We start from the raw sequence: 20173 nt of genomic DNA, 5'->3' as shown, positions 1-20173 counted from the left end.
CGCGATATAAAGGCTGTTGCGGCCTGCTCGATTCGCGTGCAGCGGCGCGTTTCTTTCAGCGCCATTCAGAGCGAAGGGGAACGACGGATTTTTCCGGCTGCGGCGTTCAAGAAGAAACGCAGCCGCTTCTGGCTTCGGCTCTTATGGGAGAAATCCAACATGACATCGACCAAACCGGTCCGCCTTCTGACTTCCGTGCTCGCTGCAGCAATGACATGCGCTGCAGCGCTGACGGCTGCGCCTGCCTTCGCGCAGGCGGTGATTGTCGCGCCGATGGCGCCGCCACCGCCGCGCGTCGAAGTGATGCCAGCGCCGCGTTCGGGTTACGTCTGGGATCAGGGCCGCTGGCGTTGGGAGCACGGCCGTTATGTGTGGGTGCCCGGCCACTGGCAGCCGGTGCGTGTCGGCTATCGCTGGGTGCCGGGGCATTGGGTGCAGCGCGGACCTAACTGGCGTTGGGTCGAAGGGCATTGGGCCTGAACGTTGAGCGCCATGGTGCTCTTTGGCTCGCTGCGGAGCCGCATACCTTGAGCGAACGCGATCCCGATGCGGAATTGCTCGAGGGGGTGGCCCGGCAAGACCCGGCCGCCGTCCGCTCGCTCGTCGCGCGCAAGCTGCCGCGTCTGCTCGCGCTCGCCACGCGCATGCTGGGAGACCGCATGGAAGCGGAAGACGTGGCGCAGGAGGTCTTCGTGCGAATCTGGAAACAGGCTTCGCGCTGGCGCGAAGGCGAGGCGAAGGTCGATACCTGGGTCCATCGTGTCGCGCTCAATCTTTGCTACGACCGTCTGCGCGGCCGCCGCGAAGTCCCGCAAGACGACATGCCCGATGAGATCGACCCCGCTGCGCTGCCCGACGCCGCGCTCGAAGCGCGCGCCCAGGACGAGCGCGTTCGCGAGGCGCTCGCCGCATTGCCGGCACGACAGCGCGAGGCGCTGGTGCTGAATTACTACCAGGAGATGTCGAACATCGACGCTGCCGCCCTGATGGGCATCACGGTCGATGCGCTGGAAAGTCTGCTGGCACGTGCGCGCCGCAATCTGCGCGCCCAACTGGCCGGCAGCGGCCTTAGCAAGGACAAGTCATGACGCCCGAAAGATTCCATCAGATCGTCGAAGCCTACGGCGCCGATCCGCGCCGCTGGCCGCAACAGGAACGCGCAGCGGCAGAGGCATGGGCCGCAACGCATCGTGCCGAGGCCGACGTGTTGCTGGCCGACGCGGCCGGCATCGATGCCTTGCTGGCCGCCGACAAGGTCGATCCGCCTCGCGCGGCCTTGCAGCGGCGCATCATCGGCAGCGCGCCGGGACGGCGGCCGAGCGCACCACGCCGGAAATTGTGGTGGTCGGGTGCGGCGGTGGCAGGCGTCGGCGTGCTGGGCGGCGTGGCCGGCGCCTTTGCGGTCTCGTTCTTCGTTTTGACGGGGACGGTTCCGCAAGTACACGAGTCTTCTTATCTAACTTCGAGCTTCGGTGGTTCGTCCGCCGATTGGAGCGGCGAATGAACGGCCGGTCATGGAAAATCGTGCTGGTGGCTTCGCTGGTGCTCAACGTATTTCTGCTGGGCGCGATTGTCGGAGGTGCTTATCAATGGTTTGCGGCGCATGGCGCGACCACCACGGTGCTGGCGCAGCAGCGCACGGCGCTGCGCTTTGCCGCCGAAACGCTGCCGGCCGAGCGTCAGAAGGCTTTCATCGACGGCCTGAAGAATGCGCGCCGCGAGGGCCGGCAATATGCCCGCGATGGCCGCGAAGGGCGTCATGAAGTATTGCGCCTGCTCGCCGCGCCGCAGTTCGATCGCGCGGCACTGGACGCAGCGCTGGCCCGCACGCGTGCGGCCGACAGCAGCTTGCGCGCGCAAGTGGAGGGCAGTGTGGCGGATTTTGCGGCGACGCTGTCGCCCGAAGAGCGCGTCGCATTCGCCGACAGCCTGAAGCTGCGCGGACAATGGCGTGAACCGCAGCCGGCCGCCAATGCAAACAAGCCACCGAAGCCGGCCGCAAGTGAACCTTCGAGTGAAGCGTCGGGCGAATAAAAAATTCTGAACGGCCGCGACGGATCAGAGCGTGACGGTCGTTTAAAGAAATATCCAACGCCGAAGAGGATGGTATGGCCACATCACCGAACCTGAATGCCGCGGCGATTGCGCTGAATCGCTTCGGCCTCGGCGCGCGGGCCGACGATACGCCGCCCGCCGACCCGAAGGGATGGCTGCTCGCGCAGTTCGAGCAGTATCAGCCGCGGCCTGCCGCGTGGGCGAGCCAGCCTGATTCGGTGGCGCTGTCGGGCGAGCTCGTACAACAGCGCATGCAGCTGAATCAACTGAATCGGCAGACCCAGCAGAACGTCAGCGAAGGCGTGGCCGCCAGTCAGACGAACGCGCAGGTCAGCATGCAAACCAATGGGCCGGCCAACCCGCAAACCATCGGGCAGGGCGCATCAGAACCCGCTGCACAAACTGCTAAGCAAGCCGAACGAAAAGCGCTGCGAGGCGAAATTCTCGACATGTACCGTTCCGCGGTGAACGCGCGGGTCGCAAGCGCGCTGACTACGCAGACGCCTTTCGTCGAGCGGCTGGTTCATTTCTGGGCGAACCACTTCGCGGTGTCGACGGAAAAGCCCGCCGTCGCGGCGCTGGCCGGTTCATTCGAAGCGGAAGCGATCCGCCCGCACGTGCTTGGCCGTTTCGAAGACATGCTGGTCGCCGTCGAACGTCATCCGGCCATGCAGTTGTTTCTCGATCAGACGCGTTCGGTTGGACCGGACAGCATGGCAGCCATGCGCGCAGCGGAGCGCAATCCGAACGTCAAACGCGGTCTGAATGAGAACCTGGCGCGCGAAATCATGGAGCTGCACACGCTCGGCGTGCGCAGCGGCTATAGCCAGGGCGACGTCACGGAATTCGCCCGTGCGCTGACCGGCTGGAGCCTCGCCGGCAACCCCGGCAATCCCGGCAACCCGCGCGGGCAGGGGCTGCAGACGAACGCCGCGCCAGGCACTTTCGTGTTTCGCGTCGCGCTGCACGAGCCGGGTTCGCGCACCATCATGGGCCGCCGCTACGACCAGCCGGGAGAAGAGCAGGCGCTGGCGATACTGCACGACCTCGCAAGCTCGCCCGCGACGGCGCAGCACATTGGCGGCAAGCTTGCCCGTCACTTCGTCGCGGACAATCCGCCACCGGCGGTGAGCGAGCGATTGGCGAGTGCATTCGCGCGCAGCGGCGGCGATCTGCCGACCGTGTACCGGACGCTGCTCGACATGCCGCAGGCATGGTCCCCGGCTGCGGTGAAGTTCAAAACGCCGTGGGAATGGACCATTTCTTCGATGCGCGGACTCGGCTGGCAGGACATCGGCACCATGCAGACCGCCCCCATCCTGACGCAACTCGGTCAGCCTGTATGGCGCCCAGGTTCGCCCGCCGGCTACGACGACATTGCCGCGAGCTGGGCGGCGCCCGATGCGCTCGTGCGCCGTGTCGAAGTGGCGCAGCGTTTCGCGTCGCGGGTCGGCGACCGGCTCGATGCGCGCTCGCTCGGCCAGACCTTGCTGGCCGGCTCGCTCAGTGCGCCGACTGCCACCGCCGTATCGCGTGCCGAAAGCGCATCGACCGCGATCGCGCTGCTGCTGGTCTCGCCGGATTTTCAACGGAGATGAACGCCATGTTTTCACGCCGCAAATTTCTCAGCATTGCCGCTGCCGGCGCGGGCGCGATTCTCGTGTCGTCACGGATCGCCTTTGCCAGCGTCGCAACGGATCGTCGCTTCGTGTTCGTGATCCAGCGCGGTGCAGCCGATGGCCTGAACATCGTCGTGCCGTACGCCGAACCCGCCTACGCGACATTGCGCGGTGCGCTTGCGATCGATGCGTCCAAGGCGACCCGTCTCGACGGCACCTTCGCGCTGCATCCCTCGCTGGTCCAGACCGCCGCGATGTATGGGGATCGCCAGGCGCTGTTCGTGCACGCAGTGGCATCGCCGTATCGCGACCGCTCGCACTTCGACGGGCAGAACGTGCTGGAGACCGGTGGCACCTCGCCGTATCAGATGAAGGACGGCTGGCTGAACCGGCTGGTCGCATCGATGCCCGCCACGCGCGAGAACGCGATCGCCTTCGCGCCGACCGTGCCGATGGCGCTGCGCGGCGGCGCGGCGGTGACCTCGTACGCGCCCTCGGGGTTGCCGCAGGCGCCCGACGATCTGCTCATGCGGGTCTCGCAGTTGTACGACCAGGATGCGCAATTGCGCCCGCTATGGGAGTCGGCCATGACCGCGCGCGGACTCGCGGGCGACGCCGGAGCGCGTCAGGACCCGGCGAGCCTCGGCAAGCTCGCGGCCGGTTTTCTGTCACGCGACGATGGTCCGCGAATTGCGATGATCGAAACCGGTGGCTGGGACACCCACACGGCGCAAAACGCACGCCTCGCCAATCAGCTGAAAGCGCTTGACACGATGCTGGCCGCGTTGCGTGACGGCATGGGGCCGTTGTGGAGCAAGACTACCGTGGTAGTGGCAACCGAGTTCGGCAGAACCGCCGCCGCCAATGGCACGGGCGGCACCGATCATGGCACCGGCTCGGTGGCGATGATGCTGGGTGGCGCGGTGGCGGGCGGACGTGTGCTCGCCGACTGGCCTGGCCTGAAACCGGGCGACCTTTACGAAGCGCGCGACCTCAAGCCGACGATGTCGCTGGATGCGTTGCTCGCCGGCGCCGCAAGCGAAAGCCTCGGACTCGATCCGCAGCGTACCGCCGCTAGATTGTTTGGCCAGACCGCAGGCATGCACCCAATGACAGGGCTCGTGCGTGCATAAGCCGAAAACCGCCAGAACGACAGACAGCGCCGCAAATTGGCTCTTGCGGCGCTACCCATCGTCACTACCCGGCTTTCGTTAATCGTCAATCGTCAGACGCGATCAACCCCCGCCGCCGCCCTGCGTGCCGAGCGTCAGCTTGTTGTTCACCGAGGTCACGCCTGAAACACCCTTGGCTATTTCCTCAGCTTGTGGGATTTGCGCGCCATCGGGCACCGTGCCAGTCAACGTCACCGCGCCGCCGCGCGCCCGGACAAACACGTTCGACACGTCAAAACCCTGTGCCTTGCCCAAAGCCTTGCGCACGGCCAGACCCAACTTGCGGTCCGTGCTCTTCATCGCTTTCGAATTCGGAGCCGGCGCCGCCATGGTGCCAGACGCCATCGCGTCGCTCGATTGGGCATAGGCGCTGGACGCAGTCGCCACACACAATGCGATGCCGAGCGCCTTCAATAGATTGACTGTTTTCACGTTTTCTCCATTCCTCGAAAAGTTGATTTCGCATCGTTGCATGCAAAAAACATGCGCCTGCAAGCACTTTTCCGCCCGCGTGGGGCCTCCGGTCTTGTAGAAGAGTGACGTCGTGAAGCTCCCGGCGCGCTTAAACAATACTCCAGCAAACGCGCGAGCGTTGAAAAAACTGACCTGGCCGCCTGTCGCCCGATTCGCCTATCATGACGGCTTCGATCATCCAGGGCGTACTGCAGATGTCTGATGGCGTACAGGAACAACTACACGAAACACGCACGGAAGCCGCTGCATCGTCGATCGATTATGGCTTGTGGGCACTGACCTTCAGCTATGTACTGAGTCAGTTTTTCCGTAGTTATATCGCCGTGATTTCCACCCAGCTGATCGGCGATTATCATTTCTCGCCGCAGATGTTCGGCTGGTTCGCGGGCTCGTTCTTCCTCGTGTTCGCCATCGCGCAACTGCCGGTCGGTGTCATGTTCGACCGCTACGGCGTGCGCGGCCCGACCGCGTTGTTGATGGGCATCGGCGCTGCATGCGCCGGCATTCTTTCGATGACGACGAACGCAACCGTGGCGCTCGTCGCGCAAGCCGGCATCGGACTGGGTTGCGCGCCGATCTTTATGGGGTTGCTCAACTACGTGCTGCATTCCGGCCACGGCACGCGCAATGTGCGTGCTGTCACGACGGCGAGTGCGATCGGCATGGCGGGCGCATTGCTGGCCGCGTTTCCGCTGAGCCGAGCGACGGCCAGCTTCGGCTGGCGGCCGGTCATGGTTACCGCTGCGCTGGCTATGCTATGCGCGACGCTTGGCGTCGTATGTTTCGTGCGCCGGCGCGATGCGGCCGCGCATGAGCAAAGCCTCGCTGCATCGCAACACGCGGCAGGCGGGGTCAAACGGCGCACCGGTTTCTGGACCTTGATGCCGGCCTGCCTCGCGCTTTCGGTCGGCAGCACGTTCCGTACGTCATGGGGTGGGCCGTATCTCGCCGACGTGTACGGCTTCGACGTCCTCGCGCGCGGCAATGCGATGACCGTCACCAGCGTGATCGGGATCGCCGCATCTTTCTGTATTCCGGTGGTCGTGCGGTTCTGCGCGCCCAAGCTTATCTCGTTGCTGTGGCTGATTGCCGGCGTGCTGGCGGCACTGGTGCTCGCGGTCAGCCCGGACGGCAACTGGGGCGTCAGTGTCGCGTTGATCTGCGTGTTGTTCTCGGTCGGCTCGATCCATCCGCTCGTGATGTCGCAAGCGCGCGCCATCATTGCACCGCGCCGGCTCGGTCTCGGTCTGGGCCTGCTCAATAGCCTCGTTTTTCTCGGCGTGGCGCTGACCAGCAGTTGTTTCGGCTGGATCGCGGGTGTCGCAAAACAGGCGCATCTATCGAACGCGGGGATCTATTCGGGGCTGTTCTCCGTGACCGTCGTGCCGCTTGCGATCGGCGCCGTCATTTATTTCTTCAGCCCGGTGGTTGCTGCGCCGAAAGAAGAAGTCTGAGCGGTTTTTTGCATTTGTCTATAATTCCGCAGCCCGGATCACCCCCGTTCCGGACTATGGTTTGTCCTTCAGATGGTGCCGTTTCGCGGGAGCGCGTTTCATTTTGAGCAAAACCAATCACAGCCCGGTCGATCATCCGGTCGAGGACCCGAGCGCGGGAGACGGTGAGCAGACACCCGCTACATCCGCCGGCGCGAATTCGGTTCTCGCGAGCCGGACGGCGCACGAGGCGCACAAGGACGACCGGCATTTTGTCACGGCACTCGCGCGCGGGCTCGAGGTGCTGGCGTGTTTTCGCTCAGGCGACAAATCGCTGAGCAATCAGGAACTCGCATTGCGCTGCAAGCTGCCGAAATCGACCGTATCGCGTCTGACTCACACGCTGACGCTGCTCGGCTATCTGATTCATTTGAAAGAGAGCGGCAAGTACCGGCTCGGCACGGCTTCGCTCGCGCTGGGCAGCGCGATGCTGGCGCGGCTCGATGTCCGCAAGATTGCCCGGCCGGTGATGCAGGAATTGGCCGATATCGTCGGCGCAACTGTGTCGTTGGGTACGCGCGACCGGCTCTCGATGATCTACGTGGAAAATTGCCGGGCCTCGGTGGCGCTCACGCTGACGCTGGAAGTCGGTTCGCGTATTCCGGTCGCCACGTCGGCGATTGGCCGCGCGTGGCTCGCGGCGATCCCTGAACACGACCGTCTCAGCTTTATGGAGCAGGTGCGTGAGCTCGATCACGTCCAGTGGCCGAAAACACGCCGCGGCATCGAGAATGCGCTCGAAGATTACCGCACGCTCGGCGTGACGACTTCGTTCGGGGACTGGCAGAAAGAGGTGAACGGCATCGCGCGTGCTTTCCAGCCGGGTGGCGAGCTGCCGATCATGGCGATCAATGTCGGCGGACCTTCGTTCAAACTCTCCAAAGAGTTCCTGCTCGAAGAAGTGCGGCCGCGTCTGATCGACGTGGTGACGCAGCTGGAAGTCGCGTTGTCGCATTGAGCGGAGTCAGGCGGTATCAAGCGGCGTCGATAGCCGCATCGAACGCCGCGTTGAAGCCGCACTGAGCGGCAGCGTTTAGAACCACTGAGGCGCCATGCTGAGCGTCGTATCGTCGAGACTGCGCAGCGTGGCAAGCATCAGCGAGACGCGCGGCAATTCCCAATGGAAGAACCACTGGCACGCATGCAGCTTGCCGCGATAGAAGTCACGGTCGGCTTCACTCTTCGCTTCGGGTAACGCGGCGCTCGCAACGATCGCCTGCCGCAACCACGTCCACGCAATCACGATATGCCCGAACGCTTCGAGAAAAGCATTCGCGTTGGCGAGCGCACGTTCGCTTTCGCTGACGAGCGTGGGCAATAACGCTTCAACCGTGCCGGTCAATTCGCTCCATGCCTGGACGAGTGAATCGGCATACGCTTGCAGTGCCGGATGAGCGCGAGCCGATTCGACGCTGCGCTGTATTTCACGCCCTAACAGCTTAAGCGCCGCACCCTGTTTCATCACGACTTTGCGGCCGAGTAGATCGATGGCCTGAATACCGTGTGTGCCTTCGTGAATCATGTTCAGGCGATTGTCGCGATAGAACTGTTCGACCGGATATTCGCGCGTATAGCCGTAACCGCCGTGAATCTGGATCGCCAGACTATTCGCTTCGAGGCACCACTGCGAGGGCCACGACTTCACCACCGGCGTCAGCAGATCGAGCAGCAGGCCCGCTTCGGTGCGTGCAGTGTCGTTCTCACCGGTGTTCTGTTCGTCGACGAGGCGCGCCGCGTACAGGCACAGCGCGTACGCGCCTTCCACATAGGCTTTTTGTGCGAGGAGCATGCGGCGGACGTCGGCGTGTTCGATCAACGGCAATTGCGGATCGAGCGGATTCTTGTTATCCGGGCGACGTCCTTGCGGCCGTTCGCGTGCGTAATCGAGCGACGCCAGATAGCCGCGATAGCCGAGCATGACCGCGCCGAGACCGACGCCGATGCGTGCCTCGTTCATCATGTGGAACATATACGCGAGGCCGTGATGCGGTTCGCCCACCAGTTCACCAATGCATTCGCCGCGTTCACCGAACGAGAGCATCGTCGACGTCGTGCCACGCCAGCCCATCTTGTGAATCAAGCCCGCGAGCGCGACGTCGTTGCGCGCACCGCGGCTGCCGTCGTCATTCACATGGAATTTCGGCACTGTGAAGAGCGAGATGCCTTTGACGCCTGGGGGGCCGCCGGGAATGCGCGCCAGCACCAGGTGAACGATGTTCTCGCTCAGCTCGTGATCGCCGCCCGAAATGAAAATCTTGTTGCCGCGGATCGAATAGGTGCCGTCTTCGTTAGGCGTCGCACTGGTGACGAGGTCCGAGAGGCTCGAGCCCGCTTGCGGCTCGGTCAGCGCCATGGTGCCGAACGCGCGGCCTTCGAATAGGGCCTGCAGATACTTGCGCTTTTGCGCCGCGCTGCCGAAGCGCTCGATCACGTTCGCATTCGCCGTGGTCAGCATCGCGTAAGACGAGGTGGCGATGTTGGCGCTCTTGAAGAGCGACAGGCATGCAAAGGAAATCACCGAGGGCAACTGCATGCCGCCCCATTCGTAATCTTTGCCTGCAGCAAGAAAACCGGCAGAGCGGAACGCGTCGAGTGCGTCTTTGACCTCGGTGAGGATCGTGACGCGTTGACCGTCGAATTGCGGTTCTTGCTCGTCCGAAAGACGGTTGTGCGGCGCGAACTTTTCGGCGGCGACCGCATGAGCGGTTTCGAGCGCCGCATTGAAGGTCTCGCGAGTGTGGTCGGCGTGGCGTGCGCGCTGCGTGAGCGTCTCGGCCTCGAGCACTTCGAACAACTGGAATTCCAGATCACGCGAGTTGATGATCAGCGCATCTTGCATGGGAGAAGACCCGTCCAAAGGTGAGCCGCTATGCAGAACAACTACGCGACAAGCGCGGAAACCCACGAAATCGCATAGACGCGGCTCGATTGAAAAGTGCGGTATTCGGGTAAGTCCCGATGACCGGCCCATCGACGATGCGTGTCAGTTTAAATCAAAAGTGAATGAGCGTGCTTTTATTTACAGGCTGAATTTCGGCACGTATGATGGTCAGCAAATCTGGAATAGAAGTCTGCATTGCAGAACAACTTGGAGGAGCGTCGTAATGTCTGTGAAAGACCTGTTTCAACTGGACGGCAAGGTTGCACTGATCACCGGAGGCTCGCGCGGGCTGGGCCTGCAAATGGCCGAGGCATTGGGAGAGATGGGCTGCCGCGTGGCGATCACCGCGCGTAAGGCCAATGAGCTCGCCGAAGCGAAAACGCATCTGCAAAGCCGGGGTATCGAGGTGCAGACCATCGTCAACGATTTGCAGCGCTTCGAGGGTATCCCCGGTCTCGTGGATGAAGTGCTCGGCCTGCATGGCAGCATCGACATTCTAGTGAACAACGCAGGCGCGACGTGGGGCGCACCGGCCGAAGATTACCCCGATGAAGCGTGGCACAAGGTGATGAACCTGAATGTTCATGCGCCGTTTTTCGTCGCTCGTGAAGTCGGCAAGCGGAGCATGATTCCGCAGCGTGCGGGCAAGATTATCAACATCGCGTCGGTGGCGGGGTTGAAGGGTTCGCCGCCGGGCATGAACACGATTGCGTACAACACCTCCAAGGCTGCGGCGATCAATTTCACGCGGGCGCTTGCGGCGGAATGGGGCAAGTACAACATCAACGTCAACGCAATCTGCCCGGGATTTTTCCCGTCGAAGATGTCGGCGGGCTTGCTCGACAAACTCGAAGACACCGTCATTTCGCGCACGCCGTTGCAGCGCCTCGGCGGTGATGAGGATCTCAAAGGCCCGGTCGTGTTCCTCGCGAGTGAAGCGTCGCGTCATATCACGGGCCAGTATTTTGCGGTGGATGGCGGCTCGATCATTGTCTGATTGAGTGGCCTTCAGACGCAGCGCGCAGGCAACGGCGCGCTGCGTCTACGTATAGAAACAGCTTTGCATGGGACCGGAGACGCCGCATGAATTTTCAGCACTCGGACAAGGTCAAGAGTTTGCAGCAGCGCCTGAACGCTTTCATGGACGAGCACGTCTATCCAGCGGAGGCGGTCTTCGAAGCGCAGATGGACGCCGCGCGTGAATCCGGCAACCGGTGGAAGCCCGCACCGGTCATCGAGGAATTGAAACAGAAAGCGAAAGCCGTGGGTTTGTGGAACCTGTTCCTGCCCGAGTCGAAATACGGCGCGGGGCTCACCAACCTCGAATACGCACCGCTGTGCGAAATCATGGGGCGCTCGCATATCGGCGCGGAGCCGTTCAACTGCTCGGCGCCGGACACCGGCAACATGGAAACGCTGGTGCGTTACGCAACACCGGAGCAGCAACAACAATGGCTGCTGCCACTGCTCGACGGCTCGATCCGCTCGGCCTTTGCGATGACGGAGCCGGAAGTGGCGTCGTCAGACGCAACCAATATCGAGGCGCGCATTGAACGCGACGGGAACGATTACATTCTGAACGGCCGCAAATGGTGGACCTCGGGCGCGAACGATCCGCGCTGCAAGGTTCTCATCTTTATGGGCAAGTCCAGCCCGGACCACACCAACCGGCATCAGCAGCAGTCGATGATTCTGGTGCCGATCGACACGCCGGGCGTGAAAGTACTGCGTCATCTGCCGGTATTCGGCTATGACGACGCCCCGCATGGTCACGCCGAAATCTCCTTTGAAAATGTACGTGTGCCGGCCAGCAACATGCTGCTCGGCGAGGGCCGCGGCTTCGAGATCGCGCAAGGGCGGCTCGGACCCGGCCGTATTCACCACTGCATGCGTTTGATCGGACGCGCCGAGCGCGCGCTCGAAGCGATGTGCCGCCGCTCGCTGGAACGCGTAGCGTTTGGCAAACCGATCGCGGACCAGGGCGTCACCCGCGAGCGGATCGCGAACGCACGCATCATGATCGACCAGACGCGGTTTCTGGTGCTGAACGCCGCGCACAAGATGGACACGGTCGGCAACAAGGACGCGCGTCAGGAGATCGCCATGATCAAGGTGGCTGCGCCCAGCATGGCATGCCAGGTGATCGACTGGGCGATGCAGGTGCATGGTGGCGGCGCGGTCAGCGACGACTTCGGCCTCGCTCGCGCGTATGCGAGTTCGCGCACGCTGCGTTTCGCGGACGGCCCTGACGAAGTGCACCGTAACGCCATTGCGAAGATGGAGCTTGGACGTCATCTCGGGCATTCATCAAGCAACTGAGTCCCTTGATTGCCATGACGCATTAACCCGCCGCGTCCTTCACGCGGCGGATGTGAACGAAGCGCGCACCATCCGTGTGAAACGCGCACAGACAGTAAAGGCAGGAGACGCCTATGAACGAACGCCATCACCCGAATTGGCCGCCGCAAGTGCCATTGCATCTGACGCTGCCCGAGACCAATATTTTCTATAACGCCGAGGTGTCGGCGGCGCGTTTTCCCAACAAACCGTTCATCGTCTTCTACGACACGGCGGTTACGTTCGGCGAGTTCAAGGACGAAACCGAGCGTATCGCGGGATTCCTTCAGCAGGAATGCCACGTCAAGGCGGGCGACCGCGTGCTGCTTTACATGCAGAACAGCCCGCAATGGATCATCGCTTACTATGGGATCCTGCGTGCGAACGCCGTCGTGGTGCCGGTCAATCCGATGAACATGAGCGGTGAGCTGGCGCATTACGTCGAGGACAGCGAGGCGACCACGATCATTGCGCCGCAATGCCTGTTCGCGAACGTCGAGCCGCTGATCGGCAAGGGGCCGGGGAAGGGCATCGAGCACGTGATCGTCGCGACGTATAGCGATTATCTGAAGCGGCCATCGCCGATTCCCGTGCCGGAGTTCGTGGCCGCGCCGCGCAAGACCTTCAATATTCCCGGCGTCACGTCCTGGCGCGAGGCGCTCGAACGGCATATCGCGCCGGGTCCGCTTACCACCGGTCCGGACGATCTGTGCGTGATGCCATACACGTCCGGCACCACCGGCAAGCCGAAGGGCTGCATGCATACGCACCGCAGCGTGATGAGCACGCTGCTCGGCGGCTGCGTCTGGTTCTCGGCGCCGCCGGACGGTGTGTATCTATCGATATTGCCGTTCTTTCACGTGACCGGCATGCAAGGCGGCATGAACAGCGCGGTCTTCTCCGGGGCAACAATTATCGTGTTGCCGCGCTGGGATCGCGAAGCTGCGGCGCTATGCATGCAGAAATATCGCGTGACCGCATGGCAGTCGATCACGGCGATGATGGTCGATTTTCTGTCGAACCCGAAGCTTGGCGAATACGATCTGTCGAGCCTGACGGGCGCACGCGGCGGCGGCGCGGCAATGCCGGACGCGATTGCCAGAAAGCTCAAGTCGCTGACAGGGCTCGATTATGTCGAAGGCTATGGCATGTCGGAGACGATTGCCGGCACGCACATCAACCCCCCGCATCGGCCGAAGCCGCAGTGCCTGGGCATTCCCGTATTCGACGTGGACTCGCGCGTGATTGATCCGGTCACGCTGCAGGAACTACCGCAAGGCGAAACCGGCGAGATCATCGTGAACGCGCCGCAGGTGATGCAAGGCTACTGGCGCAATCCCAAGGCGACTGAAGAAGCGTTTATCGAACTCGACGGCAAGCGCTTTCTGCGTACTGGCGACCTCGGTCATATCGACGAGGACGGCTATTTCTTTATGACCGATCGCCTCAAGCGCATGATCAATGCTTCGGGCTATAAGGTGTGGCCAGCGGAAGTCGAGGCGCTTATGTACCGGCATCCCGCGATCCAGGAGGTGTGCGTGATCGGCGTGAAGGACGCGAAGCGCGGCGAAACGGTCAAGGCGCTGGTGGTGCCCGCCGCGGCGGAAGCCGGCACGATCACCGAGCAGGCGATTATCGACTGGGCGCACGATCAGATGGCCTCTTACAAGGCGCCGCGCATTGTCGAGTTCGTGACGTCGCTGCCCAAGTCGGGCAGCGGCAAAATTCTGTGGCGCAAGTTGCAGGAAGAGGACGCGGCACGCACGGCCGCGGCGAGTGAAAACAACGGTGGCAAAGGAGGCGCCTCGTCATGACATGGCTCGAAGCGTTAGTGGACGAACCGTTCGTCTGCATCACCGACATGCTGCGCCGCTTCGCCAAAGAACGCGGTGAGCACGCGGCATTGATCTGCGACGGCGAGGTCGTGACTTATGCCGCGCTTGACGCACGAGTCGATCGTTTTGCCGCCGCATTGCAGCGCGACGGTATCAAGCCTTGCGACGCGATTGCGTTATGCGCGGCCGCCTCGGTGGAATACGCTGTGGTGTTTCTCGGCGGCCTGCGGGCAGGGGCGGCGGTCGCGCCGCTCGCGCCGTCGTCGAGCGCGGCGAGTCTCGTCAGCATGATCGGCAACTCGGGTGCGCGGCTGTTGTTTCTCGATGCCGACGTCAAGCGTTTGCTCGAACCGGTGGCTGCAGAGATCAGCGCAATCCCCATCGCGCTAGATGCGCACGCAGGCAGCACCCCGCTTGAAGCATGGCTCGCGCCCAAGGGCGCAACGCCTGAAGCGGTCACGATCAATCCGGCGTGGCCATTCAACATCATCTATTCGTCTGGCACCACGGGTACGCCGAAAGGCATCGTGCAGTCGCACGGCATGCGCTGGGCTTATGCGGTGCGCAGCATCGAACGCGGCTATGGCCCAGATGCCACGACGCTCATCTCCACGCCGTTGTATTCGAACACGACGCTCGTAAGTTTCATGCCGACGCTGACATTCGGCGGCACAGTCGTGTTGATGCCGAAATTCGACGCCACACGCTATCTCGAGTTGGCGCAACAGTACAGCGTCACACACACCATGCTGGTGCCGGTCCAGTATCAACGTTTGATGGCGCATCCGGATTTCGACCGTTACGACCTATCCAGCTTCCGGGCCAAGTTCTGCACCAGCGCGCCGTTCGCGGCGAGCGTGAAGGCGGACGTGGTGCGCCGCTGGCCGGGCAAGCTCACTGAGTACTACGGCATGACCGAAGGCGGTGGCTCGTGTCAGTTGGAGGCCAACGAATGTCCCACCAAGCTGCATACGGTCGGCAAACCGATCGAAGGTCACGACATCCGTCTGATCGACGAGCTCGGCAACGAGGTCGCAGCGGGCGAGGTGGGCGAGATCGTCGGCCATTCGCCCGCGATGATGACCGGCTACTACCGTCAACAGGAGAAGACTGCCGAGGCGGAGTGGTATGACCCGAGCGGCAAGCGCTTCATCCGAACTGGTGACATGGGCCGCTTCGACGCAGACGGATTCTTGACGCTGCTCGATCGCAAGAAGGACATGATCATTTCGGGCGGCTTCAACGTTTATCCGAGTGACCTCGAGGCTGAACTGTGCTCGCACCCGGATGTCGCGGATGTGGCCGTGGTGGGTGCGCAGTCGGAGCAATGGGGCGAGACGCCGGTTGCGTTCGTGGTGCTTCGCCCGGGTGCGCCGAGCGACGCCGACACGCTGCTGGCCTGGGTCAACGCGCGGCTCGGCAAGATGCAGCGGCTCTCCGCATTGACCTTTGTCGACGCGTTGCCGCGCAGCCCGATCGGCAAGGTGCTGAAACGGGAATTGCGCGAGCAGTACTATCCCGCCGCGCGTTAGCACAGCGTATAGAGACATCTGAATACACCTGGCTGGATAGACCAACTCTCACCAACTGGCAATGGGACAAGGCATGAACAATTTTGAAGGCAAGGTAGCGGTAATCACCGGTGCGGGCTCCGGATTCGGCCGTGAGTTCGCACGGCTCGGCACGCAGCTGGGCATGCATCTCGTACTCGCCGACGTGCAACAGGATGCACTCGACGAAACCTTCGCCGAGGTGAGCGCGGCCGGCGCGCAAGTCATCGCGCGTCGCGTCGATGTCGCGAAGGGCGAGGAAATCGATGCGCTGGCCCGCGCCACGCTCGACGCCTTCGGTGGCGTGCATCTGGTGTTCAACAATGCGGGCGTAGGCGGCAGCGGCGGCCTCGTGTGGGAGAACACCGAGCGTGACTGGCAATGGCTGCTCGGTGTCAACCTGTGGGGCGTCATTCACGGCGTGCGGGCGTTCACGCCGCTGATGCTCGACGCCGCTAAACGCGATCCGGACTATCGCGGGCATATCGTCAACACGGCGTCGATGGCGGGCATGCTCAATCCGCCCATGATGGGTCCGTACAACGTGTCGAAACATGCGGTGGTGTCGCTGACCGAGTCGCTGTATCAGGATCTTTCGCTGGTCACGCAGCAGGTGGCGTGCTCGGTGCTGTGCCCGTACTTCGTGCCGACGGGTATTGCGAAGGCGCATCGCAACCGCCCGTCCGAACTGGACAACGACACGCCTCCGACCTTATCGCAACGCGTATCGCGTGCGATGAGCGAAAAGGCGGTGAGTTCGGGGAAGGTGAGTGCGGAAACGGTCGCGGGCATGGTGTTCGATGCGATCCGTGAGGAGCAGTTCTATATCTTCTCGCATCCGCATGCGCTAGCCGCAGTGAAAACGCGCGCCGAGGATATCGTGACGCCGCGCAATCCGACCGATCCGTTTGCCGAGCGGCCCGATGTGCGTGTTCAGATTATCGAGGCGTTGAAGGGGTAATCCGAACTGGAAATGCGCAAAGCGCCGTGGAAACCACGGCGCTTTTTTTACGCCCATATCAGGCCGTCACGTCGTCACTTCGCCGCTGTCAGCGAACTCAACACCGCCGACTTCAACTGTCCACCCTGAACCACTGCCGCAACCGGATTACCGATCACAAAGCCACCGTGGTCGTCGACACCCGTCACACTCTGCGGATTGGCCTGTGGCGGCAACGCCTTCACGGCTTTATCGAACTGATTGCGGATCGCGGTTGCATCACTGACGCTGCCGGCCAGCTTCATCGCGAGTGCCGTTGCGTAGACCGCGGTGTAGTTCAGCGATACTTCCTGGCTCGGATCACGCCCAGCGTGGGTCTTGCGGAAGCGCTCCACAAACGCTTTAGCGTTCGGCGTATCGTCGTTGGCCAGCGGCAACACCCCGATCGCGCCGTTCAACGGTGCATAGCCGCCGGTCACCTTGGCCACTTCGTCGAGCTTGGCCTGATCCATCACAATGAAGCCGCCCTTGAAACCCAGTTCGCGTGCCTGCTGCGCAATCAAGCCGGTCGGCTCGGACGGGCCGCCGATAAACATCACATCCGGTTTGGCGGCCAGCACACGGCTCACACCGCTGTAGAAATCGGTGGCGCGGTTATACGACATCGAATTGTCCGCGACGATCGTGCCGCCGGCTGCTTCCCATGCGGGCTTGAATGCGGCGACCCAGACCTTGCCGTAGTCGGTATCGGTGGCGGCGAGTGCGACCTTCTTGCCGTACGTCGCCATTTCGTACTTGATGAACGCGTTCAGATACGACGTGAACGCGGGCGGAATGCGCACCGTGAGCTTGTTGCCGCGCTCGCTGATCTGCGGCACGCTGGTGTACGAGAGCAGCAGTAGTTTCTGTTGCTCATTGCTGGTTTGCACGGCGAAGCCACCGCCCGAATGCGGCACGAGCACCACAGCCGCCTGCTGTTCCTGCGCAAGACGCCGGGCGTTGATCGCGGTTTCGGCGGGGTTGTACTTGTCGTCGAGCGGCACGATTTCGAGCTTGATCTTCTTGCCGGCTACTTCGATGCCGGCCTGATTGACGTCGGCGGCGGCCATCTGCATGCCTTCGAGCACTTCCTGGCCGTACTTCGCCGCGCCCCCGCTCAACGGACCGGAGTAGCCGATATGCACCACCTGTTGCGCCATCGCGGCGCCCGTGCCCAGCAGCGCAGTCGTGGCGACCGCCGCAACCACTCCAGCGCGTCCGCACAAGCGTTTGATCGTCATACGTGTCTCCTTTGGGATTGTTCGAATGGCCTGACGCTTAAAGTCATGCATCAGGCTGTGCATCAAATCCGTTCAGCCGCCGACGTAAGCGCGCCGGATCGCTTCGTTGTTCATCAGACTCGCGTGATCGCCTTCGAGCACGATGCGGCCGTTCTCGATCACATAGGCGCGGTGCGCGATCTTCAAGGCCGCAAACGCGTTCTGTTCGGCGAGCAGCACCGTCGTACCCGCGCGATTGATCTGCTGGATCACCTCGAACACCTGCTTGACCACCAGCGGCGCGAGACCGAGCGACGGTTCGTCGAGCAGCAACACCTTGGGGCGGGCCATCATCGCGCGGCCGATCGCCACCATCTGCTGCTGCCCGCCGGACAACGAGCCGGCCGCATGATCCTTGCGTTCCGCGAGAAGCGGAAAGAGCGCGAATACCTGATCGAGATTGCGTTGATTGCCGGCCTTGTCGCCGCGATGCACATAGGCGCCGAGCGTGAGGTTCTTCAGCACCGACATGCCTGGGAACAGCTTGCGGCCCTCAGGGCACTGAATCACGCCGTTGCGCACGATCTGTGCGGGCGTCATGCCGAGCAGCTCGCGCGTTCCGAGGCGCAGGCTGCCGCTCGTGGCGCGGCGTAGGCCGCTCGTCGCGAGAAAGATCGAGCTCTTGCCCGCGCCGTTGGCGCCGAGCAGCACGACCAGTTCGCCGTCGTCCGCGTGCAGCGTGATGCCGTCCAGCGCGCGGAAACTGCCGTAATCGAGCGTGACGTTCTCAAACCTCAGCATGTTCGCTCCCCAGATAGGCATCGATCACGGCCGGGTTGGCGCGAATCTCGGCAGGCGTGCCCTCGGCGATTTTCTTGCCGTAGTTCAGCACCATGATGCGATCGGCGAGCTTCATGATCATGTTCATCTTGTGTTCCACCAGGCACACCGTCACACCGTGTTTCACCAGCTTGCGGATCAGTTCGGAGAGGCCTTCGGTCTCTTCGGGATTGACGCCGCCGGCGGGTTCGTCGAGCAGCATCAGGCTCGGTTCGGTGGCGAGCGCGAGCGCCACGGCGGCACGCTTGCGCTCTTCCTGCGAGATGTCGCCGGCCATCCGTTCCGCAATCGCCGACAGTCCGACGAAATCTAACGCCTCGCGCGCCTTCTCGCGGCAGATGCGTTCTTCCTGCTTGAGCCGCGCTGAATGCGTCAGCACGTCCCACAGCCCCGAGCGCGTGCGCAGCCGGTGGCCAACGATCAGGTTGTCGAGGACGCTGGCCCGGTCGAACAGCGCAGTGGATTGAAATGTGCGCGCAATGCCGAGGCGCGCCATCTGATCGGCGGCCAGCTTTGTCACGTCCTGGCCTTTGAAGCGGATGCGTCCCGAACTCGGCAGATGGGTGCCGCTGATCAGATTGAAGAAGGTGGTCTTACCCGCGCCGTTCGGCCCGATGATTGCATTGATCTTGCCGGCTTCGATATGCGTGCTGACGTCGTCGACCGCGACGAGACCGCCGAAGCGTTTGCTGAGCGAGTCGATTTCAAGCATGACGATCTCCGCGTGTGGGTTGCGATTGACGCGCAACACCGCCGCTCTTCGGCGTTGCCAGTTTCGCGCGCTGGCTCTTTCTCGCCCTATACAAACCGACGATCCCATTCGGCAAAAAGATCACCAGCAAAATGAGGATCGGGCCGAACACGACGAAGCGGTACGCCTGCAAAAACTGCAGATACTGCGTGAGCCAGGGTATGGCGAGCGCGCCGAGCAGCGGGCCGGCGAGGGTGCCGATGCCGCCCACCAGCATGTACATGGTCATGTCGAAGGTATGTTCGACGCCGGCCAGATCAGGTCCGAGAAAGCGTACGGAACCCGCATAGAGTCCACCCGCAAGCCCGGCATAGACGACGGACAGCACGAAGGCCAGCACCTTGTTACGCATCAGGTTGATACCGAGCGACTGCGCGAGACCGTCGCTATTGCGGATCGCCATGAAGGTCCGGCCGAGCAGCGAGTCGACGATGCGATGCATCAGCCACACGCCGAGCACCAGAAAGGCGAACACCAGGTAATAGAGCGGCCGTGGATTTTCAAACGAGATGATGCCGAAGCCCGAAGGCGCCGGGATACCGACAATATCCGAGACACCATGCGTAAGGCTGTCCCATTTCTCGATGACGAGAAACATGATGTAGCCCACGCACAAAGTAAAAATAGAAAAGTAGTGGCCGCGCAGACGCAGCGAAACAAGTCCGACCAGCGCACCCAGTATCGCGACGACGACGCCCGACGCAATGAACGCGATCCAGAACGGCACCTGATGATCGACCGTGAGAATGCCCACTGTGTACGCGCCCACCGCCATGAAGCTGCCGTGCGCGAGATTGAACTGCCCCGTATAGCCGGTGATCAGATTCAACCCGACGGTGGCCAGCGCGAAGACGTACGCGGTGGACATCACGGTAAGCATGTAGTCGTTGGTGGCCAGAAACGGAAACACGAGACCGAGCACGAACAGCAGTGTCCAGCCCAGCTTGCCCTCGAATAATTTCATGAC

19 protein-coding genes are annotated in these 20173 nt (G+C 62.6%); 13 read left to right on the top strand and 6 right to left on the bottom strand.

Translation table 11 applies throughout. The features are described 5' to 3' along the window. Nucleotides 1-159: 159 nt before the first annotated feature. From M0D66_RS23835 to M0D66_RS23810, 6 genes are all read left to right on the top strand, one after another. On the top strand, nucleotides 160-480 hold the full coding sequence (locus M0D66_RS23835; protein ID WP_200621110.1) for a YXWGXW repeat-containing protein: 321 nt from the start codon (nucleotides 160-162) through the stop codon (nucleotides 478-480). A gap of 47 nt (nucleotides 481-527) precedes the next feature. Next, nucleotides 528-1088, top strand: coding sequence for an RNA polymerase sigma factor (locus M0D66_RS23830; protein ID WP_093644578.1), 561 nt, complete (start codon nucleotides 528-530; stop codon nucleotides 1086-1088). Then, the gene (locus tag M0D66_RS23825) at nucleotides 1085-1504 is read left to right on the top strand and encodes a hypothetical protein (RefSeq protein ID WP_093644511.1); all 420 of its coding nucleotides are present in this window, start codon (nucleotides 1085-1087) and stop codon (nucleotides 1502-1504) included. Before M0D66_RS23830 ends, M0D66_RS23825 begins: the two co-directional genes overlap by 4 nt. Next, nucleotides 1501-2034, top strand: coding sequence for a periplasmic heavy metal sensor (locus tag M0D66_RS23820; RefSeq protein WP_200621109.1), 534 nt, complete (start codon nucleotides 1501-1503; stop codon nucleotides 2032-2034). Before M0D66_RS23825 ends, M0D66_RS23820 begins: the two co-directional genes overlap by 4 nt. A gap of 74 nt (nucleotides 2035-2108) precedes the next feature. Then, entirely contained in the window at nucleotides 2109-3653 is a 1545-nt protein-coding gene (locus M0D66_RS23815) for a DUF1800 family protein (protein WP_093644507.1), read from the top strand. Nucleotides 3654-3658: 5 nt separating this feature from the next. Beyond that, the gene (locus M0D66_RS23810; protein ID WP_211706340.1) at nucleotides 3659-4807 is read left to right on the top strand and encodes a DUF1501 domain-containing protein; all 1149 of its coding nucleotides are present in this window, start codon (nucleotides 3659-3661) and stop codon (nucleotides 4805-4807) included. 102 nt (nucleotides 4808-4909) lie between these two features. On the opposite strand, the gene M0D66_RS23805 is transcribed toward M0D66_RS23810, so the two are convergent. After that, on the bottom strand, nucleotides 4910-5278 hold the full coding sequence (locus M0D66_RS23805) for a BON domain-containing protein (RefSeq protein WP_093644505.1): 369 nt from the start codon (nucleotides 5276-5278) through the stop codon (nucleotides 4910-4912). 203 nt (nucleotides 5279-5481) lie between these two features. Between M0D66_RS23805 and M0D66_RS23800 the strand changes: the two genes are divergently transcribed. Next, on the top strand, nucleotides 5482-6774 hold the full coding sequence (locus M0D66_RS23800; protein WP_093644503.1) for an MFS transporter: 1293 nt from the start codon (nucleotides 5482-5484) through the stop codon (nucleotides 6772-6774). Between the two features lie 103 nt (nucleotides 6775-6877). Then, the gene (locus M0D66_RS23795; RefSeq protein WP_093644501.1) at nucleotides 6878-7771 is read left to right on the top strand and encodes an IclR family transcriptional regulator; all 894 of its coding nucleotides are present in this window, start codon (nucleotides 6878-6880) and stop codon (nucleotides 7769-7771) included. 75 nt (nucleotides 7772-7846) lie between these two features. On the opposite strand, the gene M0D66_RS23790 is transcribed toward M0D66_RS23795, so the two are convergent. Beyond that, the gene (locus M0D66_RS23790; protein ID WP_093644499.1) at nucleotides 7847-9652 is read right to left on the bottom strand and encodes an acyl-CoA dehydrogenase; all 1806 of its coding nucleotides are present in this window, start codon (nucleotides 9650-9652) and stop codon (nucleotides 7847-7849) included. Between the two features lie 265 nt (nucleotides 9653-9917). On the opposite strand from M0D66_RS23790, the gene M0D66_RS23785 reads away from it, so the two are divergent. The 5 genes from M0D66_RS23785 (at nucleotide 9918) to M0D66_RS23765 (ending at nucleotide 16377) form a co-directional block, all read left to right on the top strand. After that, complete coding sequence (locus tag M0D66_RS23785; protein ID WP_211706341.1) at nucleotides 9918-10691, top strand: SDR family oxidoreductase; 774 nt, start codon at nucleotides 9918-9920, stop codon at nucleotides 10689-10691. Nucleotides 10692-10777: 86 nt separating this feature from the next. Then, nucleotides 10778-12013, top strand: a complete 1236-nt coding sequence (locus M0D66_RS23780; protein WP_200621102.1) for an acyl-CoA dehydrogenase family protein — start codon at nucleotides 10778-10780, stop codon at nucleotides 12011-12013. Between the two features lie 113 nt (nucleotides 12014-12126). Then, nucleotides 12127-13845, top strand: coding sequence for a long-chain fatty acid--CoA ligase (locus M0D66_RS23775; RefSeq protein ID WP_093644493.1), 1719 nt, complete (start codon nucleotides 12127-12129; stop codon nucleotides 13843-13845). Next, nucleotides 13842-15398 (top strand): class I adenylate-forming enzyme family protein, encoded by a 1557-nt coding sequence (locus tag M0D66_RS23770; protein WP_211706342.1) that lies wholly within the window; start codon nucleotides 13842-13844, stop codon nucleotides 15396-15398. Before M0D66_RS23775 ends, M0D66_RS23770 begins: the two co-directional genes overlap by 4 nt. A 73-nt stretch (nucleotides 15399-15471) precedes the next feature. Further along, complete coding sequence (locus M0D66_RS23765; protein ID WP_211706343.1) at nucleotides 15472-16377, top strand: SDR family oxidoreductase; 906 nt, start codon at nucleotides 15472-15474, stop codon at nucleotides 16375-16377. A gap of 74 nt (nucleotides 16378-16451) precedes the next feature. Here the strand turns inward: M0D66_RS23765 and M0D66_RS23760 are convergent, their stop codons facing one another. The 4 genes from M0D66_RS23760 to M0D66_RS23745 all read right to left on the bottom strand — a co-directional run bounded on the left by M0D66_RS23760 (nucleotide 16452) and on the right by M0D66_RS23745 (nucleotide 20170). Continuing rightward, on the bottom strand, nucleotides 16452-17636 hold the full coding sequence (locus M0D66_RS23760) for an ABC transporter substrate-binding protein (RefSeq protein ID WP_211703443.1): 1185 nt from the start codon (nucleotides 17634-17636) through the stop codon (nucleotides 16452-16454). A 72-nt stretch (nucleotides 17637-17708) separates the two neighbouring features. Then, nucleotides 17709-18416 carry an ABC transporter ATP-binding protein gene (locus M0D66_RS23755; RefSeq protein ID WP_211703442.1) on the bottom strand — a complete coding sequence of 236 codons (708 nt, stop codon included), beginning with the start codon at nucleotides 18414-18416 and terminating at the stop codon, nucleotides 17709-17711. Further along, the gene (locus tag M0D66_RS23750; protein ID WP_093644572.1) at nucleotides 18403-19167 is read right to left on the bottom strand and encodes an ABC transporter ATP-binding protein; all 765 of its coding nucleotides are present in this window, start codon (nucleotides 19165-19167) and stop codon (nucleotides 18403-18405) included. The genes M0D66_RS23755 and M0D66_RS23750 overlap by 14 nt, the downstream gene beginning before the upstream one ends. Next, nucleotides 19160-20170: a branched-chain amino acid ABC transporter permease gene (locus M0D66_RS23745; RefSeq protein WP_093644570.1), complete on the bottom strand. Its 1011-nt coding sequence runs from the start codon at nucleotides 20168-20170 to the stop codon at nucleotides 19160-19162. Before M0D66_RS23745 ends, M0D66_RS23750 begins: the two co-directional genes overlap by 8 nt. Nucleotides 20171-20173: the final 3 nt, after the last annotated feature.

Origin of the sequence: Paraburkholderia sp. SECH2 (assembly GCF_030464795.1) — a bacterium.
GTDB lineage: Bacteria > Pseudomonadota > Gammaproteobacteria > Burkholderiales > Burkholderiaceae > Paraburkholderia > Paraburkholderia aspalathi.
The sequence above is the reverse complement of the archived record's forward strand: the minus strand, read 5'-3'. Positions and strand labels throughout refer to the sequence as shown.